The sequence below is a fragment of the Pseudoalteromonas sp. NZS11 genome, assembly GCF_015864765.1.
GTDB classification, from domain to species: domain Bacteria; phylum Pseudomonadota; class Gammaproteobacteria; order Enterobacterales; family Alteromonadaceae; genus Pseudoalteromonas; species Pseudoalteromonas arctica.
This window is the reverse complement of the sequence record NZ_JADYWP010000001.1, coordinates 187,164-202,517: the sequence shown is the minus strand read 5'-3', so window position 1 is coordinate 202,517 and position 15,354 is coordinate 187,164. Positions and strand designations below refer to the sequence as shown.

Genomic DNA, 15,354 nt, shown 5'->3' with positions numbered 1-15,354 from the left:
TAATAAATACGTAAAAGCTGCGCTTTTAGTGCGCCAGCAAGCAAGGCGCCTACATGATCACATACACCGAGGGTAAAAATTCACGTAGGCGTGAAGCTTGCTCACGCAATTTGATAAATACATAAAAGCTGCGCTTTTAAAGCGCCAGCAAGCAAGGCGCCTACATGGTCACATACACCGAGGATAAAAATCCACGAAGGCGTGAAGCTGGCTCACGCTATTTGATAAATACGTAAAAGCTGCGCTTTTAGTGCACCAGCAAGCAAGGCGCCTGCATGGTCACATACACCAAGGGTAAAAATACACGTAGGTACGTCATTCCCTACAAAAAGCAAACTATTGCAATCTATTCGCTTTAGGAGCCACTTACGTTTGGTAAAATTGTAACGTTAGTCTGCTTATTAAATTTTTGCTTCCAATTCAAATCACAAATGCCATCAGTGGGTGAAAAAGCGGTAGGTGCTGTTAAAAATAACCTACGTATTTCTTGATGATCAGACTCGTCACAAGCAATTTTAAGTTTATCTAAAAATGGATCGAGCTCAGACCAAGGCATTTTAACTTCTTGTGCACTTAGGATTCTTGGGTGGTCTGTTCCAATAACGTTATCTCCGATGAGTAGCTCTTCAAAGAGTTTTTCACCTGGGCGTAATCCTGTGCACTTAATTTCTATATCGCCATTTGGGCGTTTTGCATGTTTAACTTCAAGCCCTGATAGGTGAACCATTTTAGTCGCTAAATCTTTAATTTTAACAGGCTCTCCCATATCAAGTACAAACACGTCACTACCCACTCCCATTGCACCCGCTTGAATAACCAACTGGGCAGCTTCTGGTATTGTCATAAAGTAACGCGTTATATCTTGATGAGTAAGTGTTATTGGGCCGCCTGCTTTAATTTGTTTTCTGAACAGAGGCACAACAGAACCAGACGATCCTAAAACATTACCGAATCTGACCATAGTAAAGCGTGTTGTGTCTTGGATTTCAGATAGCCCTTGCAGTACTAATTCAGCCATGCGCTTAGTTGTGCCCATTATATTTGTTGGGCGTACTGCTTTGTCAGTGGAAACCAATACAAACGTTTCTACATTTGTATAAATTGCAGCGGTTGCTACATTGTAGGTGCCATAAACATTGTTACGCACGCCTTCAACTACATTATGCTCAACTAAAGGTACATGTTTATATGCGGCAGCATGATAGACAGTTTGAATATTGAAGGTAGAAAATGTAGATTCAACAAGTTTTTTATTTTGAATTGAACCTAATATTGGTAGTACTTCTATATTTAAATTATTGGTATCACAGTACTCCGACAACTCTTTTTCTATAGCATATAAAGCAAACTCAGACAGCTCAAATAACACTATTTTAGTCGGGCTGTTCTTAATTATTTGTCTACAAAGTTCTGAACCTATAGAGCCGCCAGCGCCGGTTACCATTACAGCTTTGTTGGCTATATTTGCCGACATTAAATCTTGTCGTGGTTGGACTGAATCGCGGCCCAACAGATCTTCTATTTCAACATCTTTGATTTCATCAAGATTCGTTGTCCCTGCAACAATATCGGCCATGCCAGGAACTGTCATAACTTGTAGTTTAAACTTTTCTATTGCGTTAAGGACTTCTTTTCGACGACTTCGAGATGTACTTGGTAGTGCCAACAATATTTTATTTGCACATTTTTGCTTTGCAATTTCAGCAATTTGCGACGGTGCATGCACGCAAATACCTTGGATTAACGATAAATGCTTTTTAGGGTCGTCGTCTATAAAAGCGACGGGTGAATATTCTGGCCCATTTGCTAAGGCAGTGGCTAATTGACGACCAGCAGAACCTGCCCCATATATAATTACACCTTCTTTACGGCGCATAGTTATTTGACCAACTACAGCTCGTACCGTTAGCCTTGCACCACCAACAAATAAAATACAAAAGCTGGCATAAATAAACGGTACTGTTCTTGGTACTGGCGCACTTAGAAAGAAGGATAAAATAGTTAAATAAACAGTTGAAAGTAAAACACCGGCAATAATTGCCCACATCGCTTGTGTGTTCATATAACGCAATACAGCTCTATAAAGCCCAAGTTTTACAAAGCTAAATAAACTTAGCGGCAATACGGCTGATAATAAAATCCAAGTATGTGTGTTTTTTAAAACTGCTGTGCTGTCTAGCCTTAGTAAAAAAGCAAGCCAAAAAGCCACTATTATAAATACGCTATCGATGAGGAGAGAAATAATTCTTTTTTGAGGACGAGGCAAATTAACTAAAAATTTTAAAGGCACAATACATTTCCCTGAAGCTAGCAGTGATACTACTATTCTATTGATTACAATTTTACTACAAGATGAACAACCATTGCACTTAATAGTTAAAGACTATATGTAAATATTTATATAGTCTTTATGTATTTGGTTGTTTTTTGTAAGTAAACGTTATCGTTAGGTATATGTTTTTATTTTAAAGAAGCTAAAACAAGCACTTCGTTGATTATTTGAGCTGTTTTACCTATTTCGCTTTCAGTCAAAGTTGGATGCACTAAAAACATAATTGACGTTTCTCCTAACTGTACGGCATTAGGTAAGCGTTTTTTAGGTCTCCATGGGGTATCGTCAAATGCTTTTTCAAGATAAACCTCTGAACAACTGCCTTGAAAACACGGTACACCACGTTCCACAATTTCGTTTACTATACGATCTCGATTCCAATCATTAGCCAAATATTCGGGATTTATAAACATGTAATGTTTATATTGAGCATGTTCGATGTGTTTTGGTACGTTAACTAATCTTACGCAATCAAAGCTATCTGCGGCATTATCGAGCAATGCACCATAAGCTTGACGTTTTGCGGTCCATTTAGCCATACGCTTTAGCTGAATACGCCCTATAGCAGCTTGCATTTCGGTCATACGCCAATTTGTGCCAAAACTTTCATGCAGCCATCTAAAACCTGGTGGGTGCTCTCTATTATAAATAGCATCAAAGCTTTTCCCGTGGTCTTTATAGCTCCACATGGCTGTCCATAGCTCTTTTGAGTTAGTTGTTACCATTCCGCCTTCGCCACCAGTAGTCATTACTTTATCTTGGCAAAAACTCCATGCACCAATGTGACCAATACTTCCAACAGAACGACCTTTATATTTAGCACCATGGGCTTGTGCACAGTCTTCAATTACATAAAATCCATGTTCTTTACTGAGCGCCATTATTTCATCCATTTCAGCTGGCATACCCGCTAAATGAACAACAATAACTGCTTTAGTTTTTGGCGTTAATACTGCTTTTATAGATTCGGCGGTTATAGCTTGGCTATTTAGATCAACATCCGCAAATACAGGGGCCGCACCAGATGTAACAATACTTGAAGCAGATGCTAAAAAAGTACGCGGAGTAGTTATTACTTCATCACCAGCGCCTATATTTAATGCTTTTAAAGCAAGATCAAGTGCTAATGTGCCATTACCTAGCGCTATGGCATATTCACTATCAGCCCAGCTTGCAAATTCTTTTTCAAATTCACGGCCTTCAGTGCCGGTCCAATAATTTACTTTGTTAGATAAAATAACACGGCTAACTGCATCGGCTTCTTCTTGTGTAAAGCTAGGCCATGGGGAAAATGGGGTATTTAACATGCAATTCCTATAAAATTTAAAAAAGGCTTAACTATTATCTGAAACTTTAGTGCAAGGAGAGCCATAAGCAATTACACCAGATGGTATATCTTTGACAACTAAACTACCTGCACCAATTAATGTATTGTCGCCAATATTAATAAGTTGTTTTACTTTACTTCCAATACCTACCCAGCTACTTCGTCCGACGCAAACTCCGCCAGCTAATGCTGTACCTGGACAAATATGCGTAAAGTCATCTATTTTGCAATCATGCTCAATTATAGCTGAAGTATTAATTATACATCCACGGCCTATTACTGCAAAAGCGTTAATAACAGCATTAGCAGCTATGACAGACCCTAAATCTATTTGAGCATATTTACTTATAACCGCACTTGGGTGTATTAGGATGGGAAGTGTATAGCCATTTTTGGCTAGCGTTTTTATTTTTACTTCTCGAGTATTATTGTGACCTATAGCAACAGCAACATTTATGTTGGTGCTAGGTACATTAAGTAAATCTGAAAATGTACCTATAACAGGCCAATGCTCTATATTTTTTTTATTAGGATAGGCATCGTCATAAAAGCTAACACTAAAACCTAGTTGCTCAGCAATATCAGCTATTATTTTACCGTGGCCGCTAGCCCCTAAAATAGCCAACGTTTTTACAGCTGGCTTAGTCATTGTTAGAGCCTTTAAAAGGCTCAATAGTTACGTGCCCATCAGCACTGATGCCCTCTCTTATAAAAACTTTTTTTACTGTTAACAGTAATATTTTCATATCGAGTAAAAAGCTTTGATTTTCTACATACCATACATCCAGCTTAAACTTTTCATCCCAGCCAATCGCATTACGCCCGTTAACTTGTGCCCAACCTGTTATACCAGGTCTTACATTATGGCGTTTAGCTTGTTCTGAGTTATACAGCGGTAAATATTGTACTAATAGTGGCCGAGGCCCAACTAAGCTCATATCGCCTTTAAGAACATTAAACAAACCAGGTAGCTCGTCTAAACTAGTTGAGCGTAAAAAAGCGCCAAACTTAGTCATTCTTTCGTTATCTGGGAGCAAGTTACCGTGCTTATCTTTGGCATCGAGCATGCTTCTAAACTTCATCATTTTAAATACTTTTCCGTGTAAACCAGGGCGGTTTTGCGTAAATAAAATAGGTGAACCTAATTTAGTACGGATTAATATCGCTACAATAACAATAATGGGTAACAACATAGCAAAGGCACTCAGTGCCACTATAAAATCAAATAAACGTTTCATGGTTTAACCAACTGTAAATAAAAGTTTTCTAGCTTTTTTAGATAAGTATTTCTTTCGAATCTTTCTACAATTCTTGTTCTTGCATTACAAGACATCAAACTAAGTGAAGATGCCGTGGCATTAGTAGCATTTTGCATTGCTTTAGCTAAACTATCTTCATTTTTAGGTTTCACTAACCACCCATTAAAATTAGGAGTTATTATCTCATTACAACCATTAATATCTGTTGCTATAACAGGTAATGACATAGCACCGGCTTGTAAAACAACATTAGGAAACCCTTCTCGATAACTCGAAAGAACCACTACATCGCTGGCTATTAATGCTGGACGTATATCTGGCTGAAACCCTAACATATGAATTCTTGGATGGTTTTCAATTATAGTCATAATATCAGGCTGTATAGGTGCTGTATGATCAATATCACCAACCAGTAGTAAGTGATTTTTTTCTGTTTGCAATATAAAAGCATTAACTAGCTCTTTTATTCCTTTATCTATATTTAAGCGCCCTACAAATGTAAAAATAAAATGCTCAGTGGGAATAGATAATTCACTTTTTAGGTTAGTACTAATACCATCGTTATTTTTGTTAAAATACCCAACATCAATGCCTGCTATGTTGCCATTACCAATTAAGTTTAGCTGTTTGGATGTAATTTTATAACTTAATAGATCGCGTTTAACACCTTCTCCCTCTGGTACTATATGAGTAGCTGATTTACAAATAAGTCTATCTATAAAAATTAATAAGCTTTTTTTAAAACCCGTTTGAGTAGGGAAAATAAGACCCGTAAACGTATGTATTTTAATTGGTACAAAACATAGTCTTGCAGCTAGCATGGCGATCAATCCAGCTTTTGGGGTATACGAATGCACTATATCTGGTTTGTGAATTAGAAATAATTTGATCATAAAAAATAGTGAAATAATATCTCTAAATACATTTATACCTCGGCTCATTAGCACTGGATATACTGAAACACCTTCATTTTTAGCTACTCGCTCTAAAGCCGGTGCAGGAGAGCTTACAATAGATACATCAAATGTATTATTTAAAAATTTAGGCTGATTTTTTAAAATAGTGTCTAGAGTTTCAGGTACAGTCGTGACTATAAATAATGTCTTTTTGTTCATAAGGCTTAAGAGTTCCAGATCTCATTATATTTACTTACCATGGTTTCTATCTTGAAGTTATTTTCTATTCGCTCTCGCGCTTTAAGCTGCCTTGCTTCCCATGCATCTTTTGAATGGGCTTTCATATTTATAGCTTCAACTATTTTACTTGCTAAATCTTGAGAATTTTGCGGTTTAGCCACCCATCCAGTATCACCAACAATATGTGCAGCATCACCTACATCTGTGGTAACGCATGGAGTACCACACGCCATAGCCTCATTTAATACATTCGGGAACGCTTCACTCGAACTTGACAGAAGGTGTATATCAAGCCCATTCATTACTTTTGGTATATCACTTCTTTTTCCTGCCAAAATAACATTATCGAGTACGTTATTTTGTTGTACCCATCCCATTAGTTGCTGGTTACTGTCACACATATCTAGACCAACTAATAAACATGAAAAATTAATTTTCTGCTGCTTTACTAAACCTAAAGCTTTTATTAAATTTTCGTGATCTTTAAACGGATGGAAACGACTTACCATGCCTATAAAAACAGTGTTACTTGAAATACTAAACTCTTTTTTAATTTGTTCTTTAGCATTATTATCGGCTTTAAAATCGTTAAGGTCATAACCATTATAAACCACGTTAAGTTTTGCTTCACAATAGCCAATCCCTTTATTAGCTTCTGCAGCTTTATCAGCACAACAAATAATTTTTTTAGGAATGATGTAACTTAAATAGCCACATAATTTCGCAACCAGTATGGTGGACTTTTTAGCAGCACCTGGTGTTAAATTAGACTGATGCAATCCCCATGTTATATTTTTTATACCCGCACAACGAGCCACTAGGCCACCAAGAAGGTCTGCATGATACATCCATGTTTGTACTGCATCAGGCTTAATGCTTTTAATCAGTTTATATAGCTTTAATAGGCCGCTGAATGTAAAGCGTCCTAATGGCATATCCAATGAATACGCAGTAACACCTTGTTGCTGCAATAACGGACCATATTTAGATAAGCCCATTAATGAAATAACTGTATGGCTATTTTTTGAATCGGTTGTGCATAAGCGATATAAAACAGCTTCAGCACCACCGTCAGCTAACCCTGTAATAATGTGCACAACCTTCATGTATCTGTCCTATTTGTTTTTTTATATAACCAACTATCATAATGCATATAAGCCAGCATCATCCATATACCAGGTATATAATAATGATCCATGCCTATATATTGAAAAAATAAAGAAAAGAAAGCTATAAAGTAAACAGGTTTAATCAATGCAGCCTTTATATGGTAGAAGTAAAATAATAAGAAAAATAAAACCCCAAGTAAGCCCGCCTCTATGTATAGCTGCATATAGAGATTAAATAGTCCCGTCTCAGAATAGTTATAATAAAAAGTAGGCCCCAAGCCAATCAAAGGACTATTACCCACATATTTTATACTCTCTAGCAACGCTGTTAGCCTCACACTATCCGACGATCCAGAACCTGATAGCATATTAAATAATTTAGAAAACAATGGGAATTTTGTTAATAAACCAAATAAAGAAGCAGGAATAATAATCAGTAACAATAAATTTATTTTGTAAATGGCACGTCGGTTAATACAAGATTTATAGAGATTATACACTAAAACTGCTGCAGCAATACCAAAAGCAGCTGAAGTAGAAAAAGTCCAAAATAAAATATACACCACGAGTAATCTAGCCCTTAAACCAATATCCCAAATAAATACAGAACAAGAAACCACAAAAAGAGCTAAGTGACTTGGCTCATTAAATAATGATCGCATACGAGGAAATAGCCCACCATAAACCCCAACGTTTCCTCCATGGTTTAAAAAATTTTCATATTCACTAAAGCCATAAATAAAAAACATTAGTATCTCTACAGTACCAACAAGTGCAATTACAGCCAAACCAAAGTATATAATCTTTTGTATGCAAGCTTTTCCTAAAAAATTTAAGGCTAAATAAAAACAAAAGTAATAAAAAAAGAAAGTTATCATATAGAAAATAATATGATTAAACCCTCTTCCATCCAAATTAGTAAAGTTATATATATAAGAAGTCATATAAATAATAAGAAAAACAGCAAAAGCTAAAAATGGGTAAATCGATATGGTTAACCTTCGCTCTGTTCTCCTTAAAATAATAAAGTATAAAAACAAAAATATAGAGCCAAAGAAGAATGACCATGTAATTCCAGGTACCGGAAACTGAGGAACATCATAAAAAGGGATTGAACTGATAAAAAGCACAGCAGCAAAACTAACCAATGATTTTTTTTTCATTTATGCAACCAAAATAAAATTGTGTGAAATTTATTATCAGATAAAAAACGAACTTAAATTTCAAGCCATTTTTTTATAATACAGTTAGTTGAATAAACTTTTGAGGTTATGTGGACATCATAAGGTTTCATTTCAACTTGCAATAATAAATCAATTTTTTCAATCAATGATGTACTACTCATATAATCTGCTATGAAGCCGTTGCAGCCACTTTTAATTATCTCACTAGGGCCACTCTTACAATTTACAGCAACAACAGGAGTACCTAGTGTGATGGATTCAATTAAAACATTCGGAAAGCCTTCGTAAAGAGATGTTAAAATAGTTGCCTTTGCATATAAATAATAAGGTATCACATTGCCTTGAAAACCTTCAAAGTCGATCCTTTCAGAAACATTCAAACTGATAGCTAGACTCTTAAGTGAGGGTTCTAAACTCCCTTGACCAATTATTTTAAGACGTAAACCCGGGTATTTATAAGCAACTCCAGCAAAAGCTTCAATAGCATAATGAAATGCTTTTTGCTTTTCTAAACGACCGACGCAAAGTAAATAATTTTGCTTTTCTACTTTAGTAAAATCAACATTTCGAGCATAGTTCTCAATCGTTTTGTTTACAGGATTATATATAACACTCGTTTTATTCTTTAATTCTGGAAATACTGATAATAAATCAGTTCTCATGCCTTCACACTGATTAACAATATGGTCAGATTTCTTATAAATTCTCATTAATAAAAAAGAAAAAACAGAAGTTCGAAAGCTTTTTTCAACATTTTTTGAATTTTCAGAAAGTGAGTTTATATTCCTACTTATAATTTTTACATTAACTCTCATAAAAAGCTTAATAAGTAACAATATAAGACTAAGTTCATAATTAAAAACAACTACTTTAGTTGGTTTATGTGTTTTTAAATAATTATATATAGGTAAAGTAGAACTGCGAGCATTTGGTAAATCTAATACAACTAAGTTGACTTTTTTACTTAATCGAGCGAGATAAGCAGCATCTTTCAATGTAAGTATTACAAGTGTTACATCACAACCTGCTTCAGCTAAACCACTTGCGACAGTAACACACACACCCTCAGCACCACCACCTGCGAGTGATGATATAAAGAAAGTAATTTTTTTATTTTTCATTCAAGTATTTACTCTTATTCTTCCACATTGACAGTAAATATAATCGATATATTAATACACAAGAAAACTCAGAGTACTTCCCTTTACTGTCAACAGTTTTCCTCAGCCTATGGATTATTTTTTCTACTTCATCACGCTCCCACAAAGAGCAATCGTAAATTTCTTTCGTAACTAAGTCCCAGTTATTCAATACAATAGAGATTGTATCGTATGACCACCCCATTTTTCCAATTTCATCGGAGTCGAGGTTCATTCGCTCTTTTAAAATATCTCTTAAAATCATTTTGTTTTTAAAGGTTTTTCTATCAAACAGATGATTTTCAGTTACTTTTGAAAAATATTTAGCAACACGTTTCGTTGCAAAAGGAAGGACTATATTTGCGTTTAAATAAGTAGAAAAATTAAACAACTTCCTCATCATTTTTTCGCTAATTACACGCGTAGAGTAAATATCAGATTTAAAATAAAATAAATCCCATTTCCTTCTTTTTTTAGATTCTGCGCTCCAGTACGGATAAACAGAAATACCCTCTGGATATATTTTATTACTATCTTTCAAAGAAAATCCAGATGAGCCAAACCACTCAGAAGGTGTTCGTAGTGGAACATTTAAATGACTTTCAGATTCAATAAAATTTCTTAAAAAAGAAAACTTAGATGTAAACTGCAAAATATTAATAAATAACCCATCTTTTGGCGATGGAGGACTTATCATATGACTATCATTACCATCTCCAAAGATAATATTTGCGTTCACTAACTCTGGAATTTGCATGCTATACAATGGATAAGCTAAGCAAAGATTATCTACACATGGGAACGGAGATTCTTTAAAGTATTTTTTAATAAATACTAAGTGCTCTTCTTTTAGTTCATCTATTTCGTGTAATACTTGATGCGAAAATCCTAGCTGCTTTGCTATTTTCTCACTAATGATACTCTCGTCTAAATTCCCTTTAGAGCGATGAGTCACAAGCGTTATATTGTCTTTTATACCAGCTTCAGATAAGGCTAAAACAATACTATTACTATCTTTCCCTGCACTATGGAATAAGTATGTTTTTTTATTGGGATCAATTCTTTTAACTGTTTCTTCGACCAATAAGTTTAATATATCTTCATGCTTAGGTTCAGATATTGCCTCTTTACCCTCCCTTTTATCACTCATAAATGGGAAGTTATGCTCAAATTTCATTACAATTTCATTGTTGTTGGTTTGTACTTTTACAGAGTCGCCAATACCAAGAATAAATATGTTTTCATAGGCCGTTAAAGGTGGAGGAACAACTCCACTTTGCAATAAAAAAGAAAGCCCTTCATTCGATACTTTTAATGGCTTCTCAACTCTTTCATCATTAAGTAGCTGAGTAATTAATTCAGAATATAAAAGTACTTTTTTATCTTTAGATAGATATATATAGAGAGGGAATTCACCTGCCAAATCAGAATCTAACTTTATAGCAGGTTCATTAAGAGTATATTTTTTTATCATTTAGTTAGCTCTTTTATAATCGATAATACATTGATTTAGTTTGGTTTAAAGTCTTCAAATTGAGTTAACTTAGGATGCCTTTTATTAAAACGCATACTAACTCTGTCTAATATTCTTGAAAATTCATAAATCCAGCGGTTATATTTTAATTTTTTAGCCGGCATAGTTATATATTTCAATTCATCCATTGATTTTTGACAAGACTCATTAGTAAAACTATCAATGCACTCTAAATGACTAGATATTAGGGTTTTTCTTTGCTGAGTATTCATATTGATATAATCTTCAATAATTGTCTCAACCGATATCATTTCTAAATCCAATCCCTTTAGGTTGTATTCATATTGGTTAACATCGCTAAAATAACCATATGTTTCAGCTTCTATAACATTTTCAACGCCTACAATACTTGGCAAACCTAATGCTGCAGCTTGGATTATAGCAGTACCACTACCTATGAATAAATTATAATTACTCACTGTTTCATCAAACTTTAGATAGTCTAATGTCCCTTTTAAATGAATAGATTCACTCAATCCAGCCTTATTTATTTCATCAGCTATTTGTGCTTTTAAAGGGCCATCACCATAAATGTCAAATTGAACATTAAACCCTTTCGTTTTTAAATTTTTTAAGACCTTAATCATATAAAAATTATATGTTTTAAAATCAACTAGTCGCCCTATTGCTACGATTTTTATTGGTAGGTTTACTTCACCTGAAACTTTAATATCTTTTTTATCGATAACACCTAGTCTAAAAGTATTTGCATCAGTCAATTTTTTACGCTTATGTTTTATATATAATTGGCGATTGCCTTCCGAGAAAAAAAGTAGCGATTTTTCGGGTAAAAAATCAAATATAAATTTGCGATTAACTTTTTCATGCCAAGCAACATTATCACCGCCCCACAAAAACTTTATGTAATGATAAAAACCAACCGTAACAATTATATTTTTATTTAGCATATTTGATAAGCGATATCCCACTAGTGCATGCATTCCATCGCTTGCATGTATCTGATCGACATTTTCTAAAATGCGCTCTAATGCTCTTTTTTTAACGGGCACGAGTAGAGGTAATCTGCGTGTGAATTTTCCTAAATTTAAAAATATATCATCAGGAAATAGTACGTTTGCATACTTTTTCATTTCGTTTAATAATTCAGGGTTACTTTCGTGTGGTAATGACAAAAGAAGAATGGTTGTATGCAACCCTAACCTGTGACGCTCTTTAGCCATTCGCATAAAAAACGTTTCAATACCACCTACTGGTAAAGCACCATAAATAAATAACATTCAAACCCTTTTCATTAGATAGTTTTTTAAATAAAAATATGTTTCTGCTAATCTTTTAGAAAATAGAACGCAGCTCAAAATTAGTAGGAAAACCCAAATCCACATTAGCGCCGGTTCATTTGCTTTTGTAATGACCATAATGCATGTAGCAGCGACATAACCAATCATCAATACATAAATTTTAACTCTTGGTATGGCCTTCCATATATGGGCACTAGATTCTGTCTTTACTGTAAAAAAAATAAAAAATGCAAAGATTGAAGCTAATGCAGCTCCAGAAGCCCCATAATGAGGTATTAGTAGATAATTTAGAATTGCATTAACTGCAAATGCTATAAAAGACGCTAACATAGAAAAGTTAGTTCTGCGGGTTATACCAATCCCTACTCCTGTCACCTCGCTTAATAAGTAAAATAAAGGCATAGCTACGCACGCTACTATTAAATATTCTATAGCGGAGTATTCCTGAGGTAAAAATATAGGAATAATGAAAGATAATAAACCAAATAAAGACCAAATCAGCACAACAAATAACACCATATTTTCTATAACACACTCGATTTTACTTTTCTCAGAGCCCTCTTTGACCCAACGATAAAGAAGGGGGTGCCATATGCTAGAAAAAATAGATGTAACAACCGATACAACTCCAGCAAGAGCTGCTGCCAATGAATAAATACCGAGTTCTTCGAAGCCTGACAAACTTCTAAGGAAGAACCTATCCATTGTACTCACCCCCCAGTAAGCAATGCCCCCAGCGACCAGCGGTAAGCTAAATGTTAGCATTCCCTTTAATAATACGGTGTCAATTCGCTTCGTAAAAGCTGCAATCCAAGATTTTCGGGTTAGCCAAGCAAATATAATTAATGAAAACGATATCGCTAACGTATTCATCAACATAAGCGTATAAAATTCAGCTTTTAAGCCAAAAAGCATTATTAAGCTTATTAATATAAGTAAAAATAACTTAGGAGCAATCTGCGTTATAGAAAATGCTAAACCACGTTCTTGCATACGAATTACGTGTGCTAAGAAGTTAATAAAAAAACTAGCTAACAATCCCACAAATAACAAAACCGTTAACGAATTTGAATTTATCCCGAATAATAATTTAGAAATAGAGTAAGGCTGTAATAAGGCTATCAATGCAACAATAGTAATTAAGACTAAACCGGGAAGAATACTTAATTTTAATAAAGCTTCCTTATCAGTCTTTTCATGATATTCACGAACATAAGCTTGATGCATTGATAAACTAAATAAGGATACAGCTAACCCTAAAACCACTTGCAGCATAGTCAAACGGCCGACATCTTCAACTGTAAAAAACCAAGCGACAAACGGCAGGGTTATAAACCCAAGAAGTGCTGCACCAATTGGGCCTAAAGCAAATTGTAAAATTATTTTAGCTTTCAAGGAAGAAATCCAAAGACGCTTTTATTACCTTGTCTTGATTTTCTGTAGTCATTCCATAATACAGCGGCAAACGTACTAGCCTTGAACTCTCTTGCGTTGTATAAATATCTTTGCCTGAAAACTCGCCAAACTGTTTTCCTGCAGGGCTTGAGTGCAGTGGGATATAATGAAAAGGTGTCGTAACATCCTGCGTTTTCATATAACTAATAAATTCATTTCGCTCTTCATTTGAGCTCAATTTTATATAAAACATATGCGCGTTATGCGTTAATGAATCCGGAATATGAGGTAGCTGTTCAGCCTTTAGTTTTAGGCTCAGTTTATTGTAATAACGTTCCCATATTGATAAACGGAAATTATTTATCGTGTCTGCTGCTTCAAGTTGAGCATATAAATATGCAGCTTGTAACTCGCTTGGTAAAAAGCTCGAGCCTATGTCTTGCCATGTGTATTTATCGACAATACCATGTAGGAATTGGCTACGGTTTGTTCCTTTCTCACGTATAATCTCAGCTCGTTCAACTAGCTTAGGGTCATTAATTAAAATAGCCCCACCTTCACCACCCGATGAGTAGTTTTTAGTTTCATGAAAGCTATAACAACCTATATGACCAAGAGTTCCTAGTGCTTTACCTTTATAGGTAGACATTACGCCTTGTGCTGCATCTTCTACTACCCACAAGTCATGTTTTTCTGCGATAGCGAGTATTGTATCCATTTCACAAGCTACACCTGCGTAATGTACTGGCACTATTGCTTTTGTTTTAGCCGTAATAGCAGCTTCAATGAGTGTTTCATCAATATTCATTGTGTCCGGACGAGCGTCAACAAATATAATTTTTGCACCACGTAATACAAACGCATTCGCTGTAGATACAAATGTGTATGAGGGCATTATAACTTCATCACCAGGCTGAATATCAATCAGAATAGCGGCTAGCTCTAACGATGCTGTACATGAGGGAGTTAGTAATGCTTTTGTTGTGTTGAAGCTGTCTTCAAACCATTTTTCGCATTTTTTAGAGAAGTAACCATCGCCGCATAACTTGTCTGATGCAATCGCTTGCTCGATATACGCTAATTCTGTACCTACTTTAGGAGGAATATTAAAAGGAACCATTGCTATCTCTTAAAAATTCAATTTCTAGTTCAAGTAAATTTTTCTTTCTTTCTTTTACACGCTTTGCTGGATTTCCAACGTAAATCCCCCAAGGCTCAGTAGTTTTGTTAACTAGAGACATGGCACCTACAGAGCAGCCCTCTGTAAGCTTTACTCCTGGAAAAACAATTGATCCAGCACCGACAATTACATGCTTAGCTAAATGCACATGTTTTTTCGTCTCTTTTTTATATTTAGTCGGTATTGTAGGGTTTGTTAAAGTTCGACCAGAGTAATCATCCGACTGACTGAATACTTGTACTTGATAAGCTAAACCTGAAAAGTCATCCATTTGAATACCTTTCTCACCGCCAGCAACTAGACAAAATGGTGCTATATGGACATATTGACCTATTTTTACGTTACCTGAAATAACACAAAAATCATCAATTCGGCTGTTATTACCAATCTCAATTTGATCTGGATTATATATTGCAGCTTTGTCGCTAATTTTGACATTCTTACCAAGCGCTTTAAAGCCAACACTTTGTAATTCAATATCTGTTAAATATGCCATTTTA

General features: G+C 34.9%; 13 protein-coding genes. All 13 read right to left on the bottom strand.

The window, feature by feature from the left end:
• Window positions 1-355 precede the first annotated feature (355 nt).
• On the bottom strand, window positions 356-2,290 hold the full coding sequence (locus tag I6E82_RS00805) for a polysaccharide biosynthesis protein (RefSeq protein ID WP_197116385.1): 1,935 nt from the start codon (window positions 2,288-2,290) through the stop codon (window positions 356-358).
• 170 nt (window positions 2,291-2,460) lie between these two features.
• Window positions 2,461-3,639, bottom strand: a complete 1,179-nt coding sequence (locus I6E82_RS00800; protein WP_197116383.1) for a DegT/DnrJ/EryC1/StrS family aminotransferase — start codon at window positions 3,637-3,639, stop codon at window positions 2,461-2,463.
• A gap of 27 nt (window positions 3,640-3,666) precedes the next feature.
• A complete protein-coding gene (locus tag I6E82_RS00795; RefSeq protein WP_197116381.1) occupies window positions 3,667-4,308 on the bottom strand; it encodes an acetyltransferase in 642 nt (213 codons plus the stop codon).
• Window positions 4,301-4,897, bottom strand: coding sequence for a sugar transferase (locus tag I6E82_RS00790; RefSeq protein WP_024593736.1), 597 nt, complete (start codon window positions 4,895-4,897; stop codon window positions 4,301-4,303). The genes I6E82_RS00795 and I6E82_RS00790 overlap by 8 nt, the downstream gene beginning before the upstream one ends.
• The gene (locus I6E82_RS00785; RefSeq protein WP_197116379.1) at window positions 4,894-6,033 is read right to left on the bottom strand and encodes a glycosyltransferase family 4 protein; all 1,140 of its coding nucleotides are present in this window, start codon (window positions 6,031-6,033) and stop codon (window positions 4,894-4,896) included. Before I6E82_RS00785 ends, I6E82_RS00790 begins: the two co-directional genes overlap by 4 nt.
• A gap of 5 nt (window positions 6,034-6,038) precedes the next feature.
• The gene (locus tag I6E82_RS00780; protein ID WP_197116377.1) at window positions 6,039-7,160 is read right to left on the bottom strand and encodes a glycosyltransferase family 4 protein; all 1,122 of its coding nucleotides are present in this window, start codon (window positions 7,158-7,160) and stop codon (window positions 6,039-6,041) included.
• Window positions 7,157-8,326 carry an O-antigen ligase family protein gene (locus I6E82_RS00775; RefSeq protein ID WP_197116375.1) on the bottom strand — a complete coding sequence of 390 codons (1,170 nt, stop codon included), beginning with the start codon at window positions 8,324-8,326 and terminating at the stop codon, window positions 7,157-7,159. Before I6E82_RS00775 ends, I6E82_RS00780 begins: the two co-directional genes overlap by 4 nt.
• A 53-nt stretch (window positions 8,327-8,379) precedes the next feature.
• On the bottom strand, window positions 8,380-9,468 hold the full coding sequence (locus I6E82_RS00770; protein WP_197116374.1) for a glycosyltransferase: 1,089 nt from the start codon (window positions 9,466-9,468) through the stop codon (window positions 8,380-8,382).
• Window positions 9,458-10,960 carry a hypothetical protein gene (locus I6E82_RS00765; RefSeq protein WP_197112017.1) on the bottom strand — a complete coding sequence of 501 codons (1,503 nt, stop codon included), beginning with the start codon at window positions 10,958-10,960 and terminating at the stop codon, window positions 9,458-9,460. Before I6E82_RS00765 ends, I6E82_RS00770 begins: the two co-directional genes overlap by 11 nt.
• A 35-nt stretch (window positions 10,961-10,995) precedes the next feature.
• Complete coding sequence (locus tag I6E82_RS00760) at window positions 10,996-12,258, bottom strand: glycosyltransferase family 4 protein (protein WP_197112015.1); 1,263 nt, start codon at window positions 12,256-12,258, stop codon at window positions 10,996-10,998.
• Window positions 12,259-13,674: a lipopolysaccharide biosynthesis protein gene (locus I6E82_RS00755; RefSeq protein WP_197112013.1), complete on the bottom strand. Its 1,416-nt coding sequence runs from the start codon at window positions 13,672-13,674 to the stop codon at window positions 12,259-12,261.
• Entirely contained in the window at window positions 13,664-14,794 is a 1,131-nt protein-coding gene (gene rffA / locus I6E82_RS00750) for a dTDP-4-amino-4,6-dideoxygalactose transaminase (protein WP_197116372.1), read from the bottom strand. The genes I6E82_RS00755 and rffA overlap by 11 nt, the downstream gene beginning before the upstream one ends.
• Complete coding sequence (locus I6E82_RS00745) at window positions 14,781-15,350, bottom strand: acyltransferase (protein ID WP_010555584.1); 570 nt, start codon at window positions 15,348-15,350, stop codon at window positions 14,781-14,783. The genes rffA and I6E82_RS00745 overlap by 14 nt, the downstream gene beginning before the upstream one ends.
• Window positions 15,351-15,354: the final 4 nt, after the last annotated feature.